The organism is Streptomyces sp. NBC_00582 (assembly GCF_036345155.1).
In the GTDB taxonomy this organism is placed as follows: domain Bacteria; phylum Actinomycetota; class Actinomycetes; order Streptomycetales; family Streptomycetaceae; genus Streptomyces.
Genome location: NZ_CP107772.1, coordinates 9,915,274 through 9,928,436, shown reverse-complemented (window position 1 = coordinate 9,928,436; position 13,163 = coordinate 9,915,274). Strand labels below are relative to the sequence as shown.

Annotated in this window: 12 protein-coding genes and 1 pseudogene; 4 read left to right on the top strand and 9 right to left on the bottom strand. The window is 68.8% G+C overall.

The window, feature by feature from the left end:
* Positions 1–107 precede the first annotated feature (107 nt).
* Complete coding sequence (locus tag OG852_RS45025; protein WP_330350940.1) at positions 108–1,046, top strand: hypothetical protein; 939 nt, start codon at positions 108–110, stop codon at positions 1,044–1,046.
* Positions 1,047–1,082: 36 nt separating this feature from the next.
* Here OG852_RS45025 and OG852_RS45020 read toward each other — a convergent pair whose 3' ends face one another.
* Positions 1,083–1,934 (bottom strand): hypothetical protein, encoded by an 852-nt coding sequence (locus tag OG852_RS45020; RefSeq protein ID WP_330350939.1) that lies wholly within the window; start codon positions 1,932–1,934, stop codon positions 1,083–1,085.
* A gap of 40 nt (positions 1,935–1,974) precedes the next feature.
* Between OG852_RS45020 and OG852_RS45015 the strand changes: the two are divergent.
* Positions 1,975–2,571: pseudogene (locus OG852_RS45015) on the top strand (hypothetical protein); the annotation flags it as partial.
* Here the strand turns inward: OG852_RS45015 and OG852_RS45010 are convergent.
* The 5 genes from OG852_RS45010 to OG852_RS44990 all read right to left on the bottom strand — a co-directional run bounded on the left by OG852_RS45010 (position 2,541) and on the right by OG852_RS44990 (position 7,815).
* The gene (locus tag OG852_RS45010; RefSeq protein WP_330350938.1) at positions 2,541–4,853 is read right to left on the bottom strand and encodes a tetratricopeptide repeat protein; all 2,313 of its coding nucleotides are present in this window, start codon (positions 4,851–4,853) and stop codon (positions 2,541–2,543) included. The pseudogene OG852_RS45015 and the gene OG852_RS45010 overlap by 31 nt on opposite strands.
* A complete protein-coding gene (locus OG852_RS45005; RefSeq protein ID WP_330350937.1) occupies positions 4,853–5,464 on the bottom strand; it encodes a hypothetical protein in 612 nt (203 codons plus the stop codon). Before OG852_RS45005 ends, OG852_RS45010 begins: the two co-directional genes overlap by 1 nt.
* Positions 5,465–5,474: 10 nt before the next feature.
* Positions 5,475–6,173, bottom strand: coding sequence for a hypothetical protein (locus OG852_RS45000; RefSeq protein ID WP_330350936.1), 699 nt, complete (start codon positions 6,171–6,173; stop codon positions 5,475–5,477).
* A 25-nt stretch (positions 6,174–6,198) separates the two neighbouring features.
* Positions 6,199–7,197, bottom strand: coding sequence for a CHAT domain-containing protein (locus OG852_RS44995; RefSeq protein ID WP_330350935.1), 999 nt, complete (start codon positions 7,195–7,197; stop codon positions 6,199–6,201).
* Positions 7,198–7,548: 351 nt separating this feature from the next.
* Positions 7,549–7,815, bottom strand: coding sequence for a hypothetical protein (locus OG852_RS44990; protein WP_330350934.1), 267 nt, complete (start codon positions 7,813–7,815; stop codon positions 7,549–7,551).
* A gap of 346 nt (positions 7,816–8,161) precedes the next feature.
* On the opposite strand from OG852_RS44990, the gene OG852_RS44985 reads away from it, so the two are divergent.
* Together OG852_RS44985 and OG852_RS44980 are read left to right on the top strand one after the other, a co-directional pair.
* Complete coding sequence (locus tag OG852_RS44985; protein WP_330350933.1) at positions 8,162–8,614, top strand: hypothetical protein; 453 nt, start codon at positions 8,162–8,164, stop codon at positions 8,612–8,614.
* Positions 8,615–8,859: 245 nt separating this feature from the next.
* Positions 8,860–10,968, top strand: a complete 2,109-nt coding sequence (locus OG852_RS44980; RefSeq protein ID WP_330350932.1) for an NB-ARC domain-containing protein — start codon at positions 8,860–8,862, stop codon at positions 10,966–10,968.
* A gap of 53 nt (positions 10,969–11,021) precedes the next feature.
* Here OG852_RS44980 and OG852_RS44975 read toward each other — a convergent pair whose 3' ends face one another.
* From OG852_RS44975 to OG852_RS44965, 3 genes are all read right to left on the bottom strand, one after another.
* Positions 11,022–11,489: a hypothetical protein gene (locus OG852_RS44975; protein WP_330350931.1), complete on the bottom strand. Its 468-nt coding sequence runs from the start codon at positions 11,487–11,489 to the stop codon at positions 11,022–11,024.
* A gap of 362 nt (positions 11,490–11,851) precedes the next feature.
* Positions 11,852–12,433 (bottom strand): hypothetical protein, encoded by a 582-nt coding sequence (locus tag OG852_RS44970; protein ID WP_330350930.1) that lies wholly within the window; start codon positions 12,431–12,433, stop codon positions 11,852–11,854.
* Between the two features lie 53 nt (positions 12,434–12,486).
* Entirely contained in the window at positions 12,487–13,008 is a 522-nt protein-coding gene (locus tag OG852_RS44965; RefSeq protein WP_133918276.1) for a DUF4240 domain-containing protein, read from the bottom strand.
* Positions 13,009–13,163: the final 155 nt, after the last annotated feature.

Sequence of the window (13,163 nt, the reverse complement as noted above, 5' to 3'; positions counted from 1 at the left end):
GGGCAGCCCGGCGGCAACGAGGCGGGCGACACACACCGCACGCGACCAGGCTGGTGTATCGTCCCTCTTTAATTGAACATGTTCAATTAAAGAGGGGTGGCGGGGCCATGGGAACGGCAGAGACGTACGGGCGGGAGCTGGATCCGCAGCCGAGTCCGCAGCTGACCGCTCCCCCGCCCGGCGGGAGGTGGTCGTACGTCGCGACCGGGGCGGAGCTGGCCTTCATGGCGCAGCTCGTCGTCGCGGGAGCCGTCTTCCTCGCCACCGCCGGCATGCGCGACGACCACGGCATCGGCTTCGCCGGGGGCGCCCTCGCCCGGGTTCCCCGGGTACTCCTCCTCCTGGTCCTCGCCGGGTACCTGCACTGGCTGCTGTTCACCCTGCCCGCCATGGCGCTGACCCGGCTTCTGGCAGGCCTGCCGTGGGCAGCGCTGCGGGCGGCGCTCGGGGCCGCGGCGCTCACCTCGGCCCACACGGCGTGGGCCGTCTCTGTGTGGGACGTCCCGGTCGGGAGGACGGTGGTCTGGATCGCGGGCACCGGACTGCTCCCGGTGACGGCGGCCGTGTACGCGCACCACCGGTCGCTGGGGTGGGGCGCGATGGCGGCCCGGATCGGCGCCGTCACCGGAGCGGCCCTGCTCCTCACCGTGGTCGGCGGGTTCCTCCAGCAGTGGACCGGCTGGCACGCCTACGAGCCACCCCGGCTCGACCGGAGCCGGTACGTCGGGCAGTGGATCGGCGGCGGCGGCGCGTACCGACTGCGGCTGGGCGAGGACGGCGAGGCGGAGGGCGACAGCATGCCGCTGGTCGACGAGAACGCCGGGCTGTGGGACTCGTGCTCGGGCACCGGGACGTGGACCTTCGTGCCGCAGCCCGAGGCCGGCCGCCCGGCCCACGGCGGACCGCGCGACCGGATCACGCTCACGATCCCGGGCTGCGGCACCCTCCGCGACTGGCAGGCGGCCGGCACGGCCGACCGGCCGCAGCTGTTCGTCGTCAAGGGTGACCCGGGCAGCCCCTCGGTCATCACCCTGCACCGCCCGTAGTGCCCTGGCCGCGAATTCGGTTCAGACACCCGGCACTCACAGGTGCGGAGTCTCTTCCGTACCCCCGGCCTCCGGACCCATGGTGTGTTCCTCGAGGAGTTCCTCCGCGACTTCGTGTGCCCGAGCCGGGTCGTAGACCGTCATCGTTCTGCCCGCCGAATCCGTCGCGGCGCCCCGGGGTGTGTATCGGTAACTGCGGACGCCGTGGCGGACAGCCAGCTCGTCGACCGCACCGATGGGAACATGCCACAGGGCAGCCAGGTCTGCTTGCGTCCACCACTGGTCCGGGCACAGGAAGTTCCGGTCAACCTCCCTCCGGTACTCCACCGCTACTTGCGTCGGGGCGAGTTGGCTGGTCAACCAGTCGAGAAGTGCCTGTGCGGCAACCTTGGACACGGGGGCCTGAAACCCCGGCTCGCACTCCACCGTCCCTCCACGCGTGTGCAACACCACGTTGAGCGACTTTCGTTGGCCCAACCTGAGCCGCTCAACAACGACGACACGCTGCAGATCCGCCGCAGCGACGGTCGTCGAACGCAGGAAGGACGCGATCACGAGTTGCTCAGTGTCCCCCTGAGGACGGAATTCGATCCAGCGCACCATCGTGGTCGACATCGTGAGTAGCAAGGCCAGGGCGAGCCCGATCACGGCCAGGACCGTCAGCCCGAGACCAACCCAGACAATGGCCCAGACCAGCCCGGACTCCGTGAGCGCGGCGACCACCAGAGTCGGCAGCAGGAGGGGGGCCGCGATCCACAGCGGGACCAGGACGCTCGCGCCGAGCGCGACAGCGAACTCCCGGACACGACTCGGCACGAACACCAGTCGCTCACCCGCTGCCGTGGCCGACACAACTCCCGCCCAGGGGTCCGCTTTTCGAGTGACCATGAGTCAAATGTAGACATCAGCCGAGAAACTCGTAAGTGGCCTGAACGGCACGGCAGGCGTGGTCCTGCTCTTTCGCGCCGACCTCTTTGACCGGGACGACACCGCGACGCCGCCTTCGGCAGCGCGGCCGTCCGTTTCCTCCACCTCCTCGACCACGGTTGTGTCGTCGGCGTCCGGAACGGTCGCCCTGGGCCCGCGCCAGTCGTTTCTCGACAAGGGCGAACTGAACCGGGCACTCGGCTCGCTCACCAAAGGCGAGGAGACACGCCAGGCTCTCACCGTCGTTGTCCAGGAGCGCCTGCTGTCGGTCGTCTTCTCGCCCGCCGGCGCGCAGACTCCGGGCTTCGACTCCCGTGCGCTGCCCTACGACCGCTTCCCCGCCCTGGTCGAGGAGACCACGACCACCCTCGGCGTCCCCTCCCCGCTGACCTGGGAGATCACCGCCGACCGTCTGACTGGCTCCCTCATCATCAGGGTCGTTGTGACCGGGGCCGACCTCCGCCGGCTGCCGCCGTACGCTGCCGGGCGCACGACGGGCGTTGAACCGGAAGGTCACCCTACCGTGGCCGTCTCGGCTCCCCTGCGGGCCGACCGGCCGTGCTGCCGTCAGGTGAGGAGTGACCGGACTTCGGTGTAGGACATCGGAGGCCCGGGGGCCGGCAGGCTGGTGAACAGCTTGCGCTGCTCGCGGGAGTTCTCGGCGGCGCGTTGCCGGTTCCTGCGGTGGCTTTCGGGCTGGAGCATGTCCAGCAAGGCTTCACTCGAGGGGGTGGCCGGGCGTGCCACATGTGTGCTCAGCCAGTCGTCCTGCTCCCTGCGCAGAGCGGCGAGTTCGGCTTCCAGGGCGTGGTCGATGGGCCGGTGCTCGTCGCCGGCGAGGAGTTCGCCGAGCGTCCGTGACTTGACGAGTTGGGTGGTCCCGTAAGCCTCGGACGTCCGGCCGAGACGGATGCGCAGGATGATGAGCCGCTCGTACGCGTTGAGCCGGCCGGCCAGGAAGCCGATGCGTTCGTCGACCCCGGTGAGGGTACCCCTGGACTTCTCCGTCAGCTCCACGACCCGTGACAGATGCTGCTCCGCCTGGACGAGGTCTCCGTCGGACTCGGCGATGAACGCCAGTCCGGACCGGGCCGAGAACTCCACCTCCCAGTGGCCGCCGGAACCGTTCACCGTGGACAGGGCCTTGCCGTAGACGGCTGCGGCGTCGGAGAGCTGTCCCAGCCGCACATGGCACGTCCCGATGGCGGAGCGGACGAGACCGATCAGGGGGAGGGGCGGTGGCGTGAAGGACGACACGGTTTCGAGGATGGCGCGGAGCTGATCCAGGGCCCGCTCAGGATCCGTTCTCACGAGTTCAAAACCATCGAACAGTCCCGTGCCTGTGGCGAGGACCTCGGAGTAGCGAGCGAGGTGGGCGCGTGCCTCCTCCTCTCTTCCCGTCTGGCGGCTGGTCAGGTACGCCCACCAGATACTGCCGCTCAGCGCAGGGGGGACAACGGGATGCGAGTATGTCGAGGTGAGTTCGATGAGCGGCGGCGTCATGTCCTCGGTCAGCAGCGGCACCAAGTCGTGGAATCGTCTGTAGGCCGTCTCGATGTCACCGGCGCCGAACGCGGCGAGGCCGGCCCGGTGCAGCGAGCAGGCGCGCACGGCGGGATCCTTCATCACGTTGCCGGAGCCGACGGAGTCGGTGTGCGTGTCGAGGATCGCCCGGTCGAGCGCCCATTCCGCGAACTGTTTGGCCGACGCCACGTCACCGAAGTGGGACAGGTGCAGTTCCGCGAGGGTCAGCGCGGCGAGCCAGGACGCAGGACCGGAGGACGAAGTGTAGGCCTTCAGCAGATGAGAGAGGGCCGCGTCGGGGCGTGCGGTGTCGATCGCGTAGAGCGCCGCGTCCACCAGGTATGCCGAGACCCTCAGCGGTCCAGAATCGGCCTCGGCCAGAGAGATGGCCTTCTCGTACCGGGCCCATGCCTCGTCGACCTGCCCCAGTTCGCGGTGCACCGCGCCCAGCACATGGTGGAGCTCGGCGAGCCTTCCTGGCCTGACCCCGGACGGATGGTCGGCGAGCACACGTTCGCCGAGCTCGATCGCCTCCGTGTACCGCTCACCTTCGACGGCGAGTCCCACCAGGTGCACATCCATCTCGAAGACGCCGGCCGAGTCGCCCCGTGCTGCGTACTGGTGCCGTGCGGTGATCCACTGGTCGTGGGCCCTTCGCTCGTCGTCGAGCTGACGGTGCGCGTCACCGAGCGCGTCGCGGAGCGCCGGCGTCGGCGGGGCGTCCCCGATCCGGAGCAGGATCCGCTCACCGACGGCTATGAGCTGCCGGGGAATGGCCAGTTCGGGATCGTCAGGCAGTTTTTTGTACTGTCTGCTCAGGTAGCCGGTGATGTGGGCGAGCAGTTCCTCGTCGTCGCACTCCAGGGCGAGTTCCGCTGCGGAGAGGCTGTCCTGGAAGGCATCCAGTCCCCTGGCGAAGGCGGTGTGGACCCGGGCGCGCAGGCTCAGCGCCATCGCCCGGTCCACCGGCGTCCCGATCTCGTCGAGAATGCCGAAGACCTCCTCGAGGCCGCGCTGTGCCGCTCCCAGCCCCCGGGGCCTGTCGGTCAGTGTGCCGGGCCATCGGTCGAGCTGGACCCGCGCGTGCCAGAGCAGGGTCTCGGCCCGGCCGGTGAGGGTGCCCCCGTGCAGGCTCGCCTCGACGGCGAGTTCCGCCCACGCGAGGCACTCCTCGTCGTCACCCCGCTCGCCGGCCGCCCGACTGAAATCGACCATGCCGGCCAGCACGCCGTCGTCGACGCCCGAGGACAGCCGGACGAGAGCCGCGGCACGGTCGGACGAGCGTTCCAGGACCCGCAGCACCCCTTCGACCCGCCGCTCCCCGAGCCACTTCCGGACACGACGTGTCCGCCCCATCAGACGGCCTCCAGACGCTGCCGTACTGCTTTGTGCAGACGGGACGGAGGCTGACGTCGCTCGATCGAGGCCAGATGACGCTGCAGAACCTGGAGCAGCCGCCGGTGCTCCTCCTGCGTCATGCCCTTCGGGCTGGTGAGTGCCTCACGCCCGGCGGATCCGTAGAAGTCGGGCCCCCGCAACTGTTCCTTGAGGAGGCGGTCGGCGCGTGCCGTCAGTTGCTCCTCCGTGACCGTGCGCGCGAGACGTGCGCGAACGAGTTCCAGCAGGGCGTCGCGCAGAGCCTCTGCCCGGCGGCGCGCCCTGGCGTAGGAGGGCTCGGCCGAGCCGAAGTACAGCAGAAACAGCACCACGAAGGCGAGCGCCGCGATCCACCCTCGAGTCATGAAAAGGACCACGGCACTGCCCAGACTCAGGGCGAGGCTGAGCACGAGGAGCGTTGTGATGATCAGTCCGGCATTGCGGGACTCGCGGAAGAGCGCGGCCGAACGGTTCACCGCGACGCACACGGTCAGGGCCAGTGCCACGCTCAAGGCCGAGCCCATGGTGTCGACGAAGGCCAGGACCAGCAGCCCGGCCAGAACCAGGAGAATGTGGCGGATCGTATGCACGGGGGTTCCTTCAGGCCAGCCGGTAGGTCTGATCGATCTCGGCGCGTCTGCGCAGCAGGGGGACCAGCTGCGCGGCTCCGTCGACGGCGACGGTCGCCGTGAGGTTGAACCGGGCGAGGAGGGGCGCCCCGTCGGGGGCGTCCACCAGGAGCCGCATCTCCCGGTCCGGTTGCAGACGGGCACCGTCGCCCGCGCGGAAGTCCCAGAAAGCCCGGGAGAACCCCTTTCCGGAGGTGACAACGGTGGGCTCGTGGACATTGTGTGTGCTCGCCCGTTCACGGCGGGCGTCGACCTCCAACACCGAGGGGATCACGGCGAACTTCAAGCCGGCCTCGACGGTGGTGGTGATCTCCAGGGGCTGGTCGCCCTGGACCTCGCGGGGAGACATGTCGCGTACGATGGCGGACGCCGTGGGCCGTAGGTCGACCGTCAGCCGGGCCCGGCGGAAGGTGCAGCCGGGACTCGGGTGAAGTACGCACAGCAGGGAAATGTCCCAGCGGGCCAAGCCCGGAGCCAGTTCCGGAACCGGGGCGCCCGTCACACGCTCGACGGGTCCCAAGGCCAGTGCCACCCGGTTGCGGTGCCCCAGCAACGCCACGTCGTGATCGTCGACGACGACCTCGCCGCGACGCACCATCGCCTTCAAGTCCGCCTCGTCGACTTCGAGTTCCGAGTCGAACAGCGCCCGGTACATCGCGTCGGTCGTCATGGCGTCACTCCCTTCCTGGTTTCGGTCAGTGCCAGTCGCCGATCAATGTGAACGGCGCCCAGCGGTAGAGGGAGCCCCAGTCGGGCATCCTCATCGTCTCCAGTACGGCAGCCCTGAGCGCGTCGGCCTTGGCGAGACCCCGACCGCTCAGCAGATGGTCGTAGAACCGGCGCATGAAGAACGCCGTCGAGTCGTCGGCGACGGACCACAGGCTCACGAGCAGGGACGAGGCCCGTGCGTAGAGCAACGCACGGGTGAGCCCGATCAGTTCGTCGCCAGAGTGACGGAGACTGATGCCCGTCTCGCACCCGCTCAGGGTAACCAGCGAGGCGCGCATACGCGGCATGCCGAAGATCTCGCCCGCCGTCAGCACGTCCCCGCCGTGAAGTTCAAGCCCGGACCGCAGCGGATTCCGTGGGTCGAAGGCGGCGTGTCCCGCTATGTGCACCCAGTCGGAGTCGCTCAGGGCACGCTGGAGGTTCTCCCGGGTGACGGCAGCGCCGAGATGCACCTCGGCGCCGAAACGGTCGCCGAGCATGGCCGCTTCAGCGGCGGCGTCCGGTAGATTCTGCCGCGAGTCGCCGAAGACCGCCATCCTCCGCGACAGTTCAGGTGCGGCGGACTCGCGGTCGGTCCGGCTGTGGCGCAACACCGACACGCTCGGCGCGTAGACGACAGGATTACGCTCGATCAGATGCTCGTCGCCGACGCGCAGGGCATGCAGGGGCATGCGGTGCAGGGCGCCATGAGGGACGAGGCAGATGACATCGCCCGGCTCGCTCCATTCAGCCACCGGACGCACAACAAAGTCGTACTGATGCAGGAGCTCTGGCATCTCGGCGAGGTCGCGGACGCTGCGGTGAGAGTCGAGGTTCGCCGCCACGAAGAGCGAGAGTTCCTCCTGGTCGAGGTCGAGCAACTCCACCTTCGGCCGGTCCCAGTCGGCCCGCACGCCGAACACCGCCAGCCGGCCGGACATGCTGATGTACTCCAGCAACACCACGCGCCGAGCGTCTCCGGTCATGGAGGAGGGCCCCCTTCCCTCGAACTCGCCACCCTGCGGCTCCGCCGATTGAGACGTTAGAGCAGGTTCGGGCCCGGGGAGCGGAATCCGCTCAAGTGCCGTCTCTTGCAGGAGCAGCGACGGCGGTGGCGTGGCTGTTGAAGGAGGCCGTCGGACGGGAGTGATCCCGAGTGGCTGCTGGCGGAGCCACGGTCGAGGATCAACGAGTCGCACCTCGGAGTCCACGTCAAGGACATTCTCGAGCGCCTCAGCCGGCAGGACAGCGCCCGCCTGGACATTCTGACTCCCAGCCGAGAGGCACGATCCCAGGGGACCTGTTGCCGGCGCCAGGTTGGATGATGCGTGTATCGATCAATCCTCGTTGGGCCGCCACAGCCAGCGCAGCGCGTCCGGCAGCAGGACACCGCCGTGGTTGGGGCTGTGTCCGCCGTCTCCCAGGACAAGGCGGAAGTCGTAGCCCGCTTCAGCGAGAGCGGCTGCCACGCGCAGGTTTTCGGCGAGCCAGTTCCGCTGTGGCTCGTTCCAGTGCAGGTCGCGGTGGCCGCCTTGCATGAAGATGCGCAGCGGCTTGCGGGGGACGCGGGAGATGAGGTCCGGACAGGGATTGCCGTCGGGCATCTGCGCGAAGCTGGACAGGTAGGCGATGACGCGGCGGAACTTGTCGGTCGCACGCTCGTTGTCCCGCAGCTGGCTGACGCGCGAGCCGGGCTACCTTCTCGCCATGGATCAGCCCGGTCAGCCCGGCACGTTGTCCATCGGTTCCGTACGCGATCCGAACGCCGCGCTCTACGGCACCGACCAGGCCGCCTGCGGGTGGCTGGCTCCGCATCGATGGCGCCTTGTCCGCGCGAATCCTTTGTGGGGAGACTGCCAGGTGCCGAGGGGGAGCCGAAGTTAAGATCGACGACGTCGATGGCGATCTGCACGGACAGGGGGAAGGCACGTGCTACCTGAGGCTTTGACGGTGCTGGCGACCGCTGGGGGAACCGCGGTGGTCCAAGCCGCCGGTACGGACGCCTGGGAGGGGTTCCGTCAGCGGGTGGCCGTGTGGTTCGGTCGCGGGGACGCTGAGCGGGAGTCCGGTGAACTGGCTCGCCTGGACCAGACCGCGTCCGCGCTGGACATCGGCGACGGCGTGTCGGCGGAGCGGGTCCGCATCCGTCAGGAGGCCCTGTGGCAGGCCCGGTTCGAGGGCCTTCTCGAGGGCCTCGCGCAGGACGAACGCGACCGTGCCGCCGCGGAGTTGCAGTCGCTGTTGGATACACACCGCTCGTCAGGGACCGTGGTCGGGGACGGCGGTCTGGCCGTCGCCGGGGACCTGCATGTCAGCGCCGACCATCACTCGGTCGCCGCCGGGGTGGTCAACGGAGGCGTGCATCTGAGCCCCCCTCCGCCGCCGGTTTCGTCCCAGGGCTGACCGAACCGGCTGTCCTCACCAGCCCTCGCACCTTCACTTCGTCCCACGTGCCGGCGCCGCACGTGGTCCAGGCCAGTCACCATGGCATGGCCGTCGGGCACGCCGACCAGGTCTCGTACTACGGCGGTACCCGTCCCCCCGCGTCGTGGCCCCTTCTCGTAGGGGTCATTCCGGCTGCGTCGCGTTGCTATCAGCCGCGCGGCGCCCTCGATGAGGCCACAGATCTCGCGGAGCCGGCGGACGTCGTGGGCGCGCGGCCTGTGGTGCGCTGCACGGTACTCGTCGGCACCGCGGGCGTGGGCAAGACCCAGCAGGCCGCCCGGATCGCGCGCGAGGCATGGCGGGATGAGCAGGTCGACCTGCTCCTGTGGGTCACAGCGACCGACCGCGAGACAGTCGTGGCAGGGTACGCCCAGGCCATGGCCGAGATCACCGGAGCGGACGCGGCCGCCCGCTGGGGCATGGCCGCGGCCGAACAGGCGGCACAGGCGTTCCTCGCCTGGCTGCGTCCCGACGCCGAGGGTGCAGGACGCCGCTGGCTGATCGTCCTCGACGATGTGGGCGACCCCCAGGATCTACGGGGCCTGTGGCCGCCCGATCATCCGGGCGGCCGGGTCCTGGTCACCACACGGCGCCCGGACGTCGCCCAGCCCGGACCGAACCGCCTGGTCGTCCCCGTGGCAGGATTCACGCCCCACGAGGCGACGACCTACCTCTCCGAGGCGCTGGCCGAGTACGGGCGTGCGCAGGCTGCGCCCGATGAACTCGCCGCCCTCGCCGAGACGTTGGGGCATCTCCCGCTGGCCCTGTCGCAGGCCGCCGCCTATCTGGCCGGCGCGGAATTCGGCGTGGCGGCCTATGTCCGCCTGCTGGACGAGTACGACTTGCTCAGTGGGCCCAGCAAGTGGGGTGGGGGGCGGCCTCGCCGTGGGCAGCCGCTTGCCGAACTCGTGCCCGGGCCCGGCGCGTTGCCCGACGGCCAGAGCGTCGCCGTGCCCGAGGCCTGGCGGTCGTCCCTGGAGCGGGCCGATGGCATGCCTTCGGGTGATCTGGCCCGCCCCCTGCTGGAACTGGCCTCTCTTCTCCCTGCCGCAGGGATGCCCGAATCCGTCTTCACCACCTCCGCTGCCGTGAAGTACCTCCAAGAGCGCCGCGCCGCTGCGGGGTCCGGGCAGACACTCCAGGCGGGCGAGGTGCAGGGCGCGCTCCGCTTGCTGAACGGCCTGGGGATCATCGACCACGCACCGGGCGCCTCGTATCGCGCGGTGCGCGTGCACCCCGTACTGCAGCGCGCGACGCGTGAGGCGCTGTCCGCCGACCGGATACGGGAACTCGCGTCGAGAGTCGCGTCAGCCCTGGTGCTGGCCGCCGACGCCCATGGGGAGACCGGTTCCACCCCTGCACTCACCGTCGACCCGTTCCACGGACACCCGAAGATGACCACCCCCGTGGACCCCGGTTTCGTTCCGGTGCTCGTCGACGCCGTGGACGTGCTCCGCGGACACGCCGAACCGGCTCTCTGGTCGGGCATGCCGTATCCCAGACCCGAGCCGTGGTCAGGCCTCTCGGGCACCGGCCCGAGCCCGTCCGACCACGAGCTGCTCTACCAGGTCGGTGAGGTGCTGGGGAGGGCCGGCCAGGCGCAGGCAGCCGTCGCCCATTTCGAGCGGCTGGCGGATGACGCACTCCACCATCAGGGGCCGTACTCCCCGGGCCTCGAATACGCCCGCCTCCGGCAGGCCCACTGGCGGGGCGAGTCCGGCGACGCGGCCGGGGCCGTCACAGCGTACGAAGCGGTCCTCGACCAGCAGTGCCGCTTCTTCGGCCCCCACCACAAGCGCACTCTGGACACCCGGGCCGCCCTGGGACGCTGGCGGGGTGCCGCGGGTGACGCGGCCGGTGCCGTAGCCGCATACACCGAACATCTGTCCTTGCTGCACCAGCACTCGTTCCCGGACTCCACGGAGGTCCTCGATACGCGGGCTGAACTCGCGCGCTGGCAAGGCGAGTCGGGGGACCCGTACGGAGCGGCGATGGCGTACGAGGCACTCCTCACCGATCTGATCCGTGTGCTCGGCCGGCACGGCGGCCTCCGGCATCCGCAGGAGACCGGCACCGGGCCGTACGGGAGCGGACCGGAAAACCTGACGGCACGCTCCAATTGGCTGAAGGTGTTTGACACGCACCACAGCCACGCGCATTGGCGCGGCCGGGCGGGGGACGCCGCCGGGGCGATCACGTCCCTCACCTACCTGCTGAACCAGCAGATACAGATACTCGGCCCAGACCATCCCCGGATCCTGGCCACACGCGAAGAACTGGCTCACTGGGAGGAACGCATGAGAAACCGATGAGCCTGCGGTTGGGGCGACCACTGGCTCTCCACACGGGGCCTGGCCTGATGCCGCTATACCCCGGTATCAACGAACCGCTGGACGCGTGCCGCAAGGGCATCGGTGGCGATGGGCGGCCCAATGGGTTCACGGTGCTGTCCCCACAGTGCTTGCGCGGGCAAAAGGGTTGCAAGGCATTCGACGACGTCGACGAAGTGGGCGACCAGGCCCGAGCTGTCCACTTCGGGGTCATAGTGCAGTCGCAGGCCTTCGAACGGTCCTAGATGGTGGTGCACCACAGATCCCCGCGCCAGGGGATACAGCCAGATGACGGGCTCTTCCGTGGCTTCATCAAGGACAGCGAAGTAGTCGTCGACCTGTTCGAATCGCAAGCGATCCAGCGATCCCCAACGGTGGTCCGTGGGCGGGAAGTTCGGGTTCTCCTCTCCACAGAGAAGGAAGACATCACCGAAGCCGGGCCGCTCGGGACCGGTGAACACGATATCGATGACGCACTCGTGCTCGACGTCGACGGGATCCATGGGATCACACCTTCCCTTCCATGACGGCATCCTTGTCCAACCCGCACCGTAACCACCGCCACCGACATCCCCACCGCCGGGCATGCGAACGCGGGTGCGGGGAACGCGTCGCGGACTCTTGTCCCACTCAGGCTCTACTTCCGCTCCTTCCTCCATCCCGACGATGCTGTCCGGGCCGCCCGTGGTCCACGCAGCGGCACGCATCGCGTCGCACAACGTCCCGTCCGTGTCGATCCGCAGCATCAAGGCCACCATCACCTCATCACTGTCGACCTCGTCCAGCTCGTTACTGTGCGGCGTGCACGTGTGCGAGATCCCCACCGGACGCCGCCCACTTCCCGTCCTCGGCGCCGCCCCCGGATTCATGCCAAGAAGTCCTCGATCAGCTCGGCCGGGTTGGCGGCCTTGGTGGCCTCCTCCTCCCAGCCTGGGCAGTCCATGTCGAACACGACCACGGGCAGGGGCCGGCCGAAGATTCTCTCGATGGCACCGCTCGCTTGGAGGTAGCGGGCGAGGTCAACGACCGCGTCGTGGAAGTGGAGTTCGAGGAGGCCGGACTTGGCGCGAAGCTCATCGTCCTCCCGCATGCGAGCGAGATCGAACTCGCCGTCGTACCAGATGCCGAGATTCCTGGCCTCCTGCTCGTAGAGCGGGCCGCCGACCGGGTCCTCAGGAACGTTGCCGAGTTTGTCAAAGCCCTCGAGGATCCAGAAGGCGTAGTTCCAGCGCACCTCCCAAGGGTCGGAATTCCGGCGCATCCCGTCCTCGTACCGGCTCTCCGTGTTGTAGCCGATGTCCACGTACGGGTGGCGGTTGTCGGCGCCGATGCGCCAGACGTTGAAGGCCAGGACGTATATCTCACGCTTCAATTGCCCGGGGACGCGCTCCAGGATGCCGGTGGCCGCCTGCCGTAGGTGCGTCTGGAAAGTTTTCCGTTCTGTCACAGCGCCAGCGTCTCACTCAGCAGCCCAGACCCCGCCGCCTGGCTACAGCGGCTTTATGCAGGCCGGCGGTTCAATGGCGGCATCTCAGGCCCGGTGTAGCGTCCCCCCGTGGTGCTCTGAGCGGGCCGCCATCCGTCGATATTGCTGAAGCTCTCCCAGGACACGCTGGTGAGCTGGTCATGCGGCATGCCGGTCTGGGCCTCATACGCATCGCCGGCGAGGTACAGCAGAGACTCGAATTCCATCCCGCTCGGGAAACGCGAGGGATCCGCGAGTACCCCCTCGTAGAACTCCTTGCCATTCGCCACGACGACACAACGCGCGTACAGGAAGTCGTCAGCTGAGATGTATTCGTCTCCGTTGTCCGGATCCACCTCCCCCCTGTAGCACCAACGAGCGTGCTCTCGTGTATCCAGCGCGTGGAGCTTGGCAGCGAGCAGGTCCTCGAACGCGACTATCTCCTGAGGTGGCAGTCCCTGAAGCACTCGCGAGGCAGGAGCGAGGACCGCCTGGTCATCGCCGGCCCGTTCCCAGTCGAACGATGCGATGAGAGCCCAGAAACGTATGTCATCCATGGTCCGTCCAAAGTTCCCGTAGATCCCCGAGGCTGAGGGTCATACTGCCAGGATCGAGGATGCTGGGAATGGTCGAGTCGGTGTACTCGTAGTCGTCATCGCTGACGGTGCCGGCCTCGGCCGGTCGGACCGTATGGCGGTGGGGCGCTCCGGAC